Source organism: Vibrio sp. 1288, from assembly GCF_033344475.1.
In genome coordinates, this window is the sequence record NZ_JAWPOX010000224.1 from 1 (window position 1) to 929 (window position 929).

General features: G+C 44.9%; 1 protein-coding gene. It reads left to right on the plus strand.

Annotation, left to right across the window (positions count from 1 at the left end; all coding sequences use genetic code 11):
• On the plus strand, window positions 1-929 hold a 929-nt coding region (locus tag R8O11_RS25850; RefSeq protein ID WP_318194690.1), incomplete at both ends, for a sodium:proton antiporter.

Consider the following 929-nt stretch of genomic DNA (forward strand, 5'->3'; position numbering starts at 1 on the left):
AAGATCAAAAGTGGGAAATTACGGTATTGGCTCTTGGAGCAACCCTGTTCTCAACCTTCTTCATCGGCTTTGTTCTTTATGGCCTTTGTATGCTGATCGGCATACAGTTTGATTTGGTTTACTGCTTGCTATTTGGCGCATTAATCTCGCCTACCGACCCGATTGCCGTTCTAGCTATCGTTAAAAAGTTAGATGCACCTAAACGTATCTCGACACAGATCGAAGGGGAGTCACTATTCAATGATGGCTTCGGCTTGGTTATTTTCGTCACGCTTTTCACCATTGCATTTGGCTCAGAAGCACCAACAGTCGGTAGCGTCACTCTACTCTTCATCCAAGAAGCGATTGGCGGGATCGTCTATGGCTTTCTATTGGGCTTAGTATTCCACTACCTAATCAGTGCTACTGACGATCACTCAATGGAGCTACTACTTACCATCGGTGTTCCTACAGCAGGTTACGCATTTGCTGAGTACATTCATGTTTCAGGCCCACTTGCGATGGTGGTGTCGGGAATTATGATCGGTAACTGGACTCGCTTTATTGGATTCTCTAAAGAGAGTGAAGACCACCTAGACCACTTCTGGGAGTTAGTAGATGAGTTCCTAAACGGCGTGCTATTCCTATTAATTGGCATGTCGATGCTGCTATTTAAGTTCCATGAAGAAGACTGGATCATGATGGCAATTGCAGTCCCTCTGGTGCTAGCCTCTCGCTATCTCAGTGTCTTTATCTCATACATAGGCTTTAAACGTTACAGAAAATATAACTCATGGTCTGTAAAAATTCTGACTTGGGGTGGCCTACGTGGCGGCCTAGCGCTAGCAATGGCACTTTCAATTCCATCAGGGATTTGGGTGGTTCAAGACAAGCTGATCGATGTAAAAGAGATCATCCTTGTAATGACCTATTCGGTTGTGGTGTTCTCA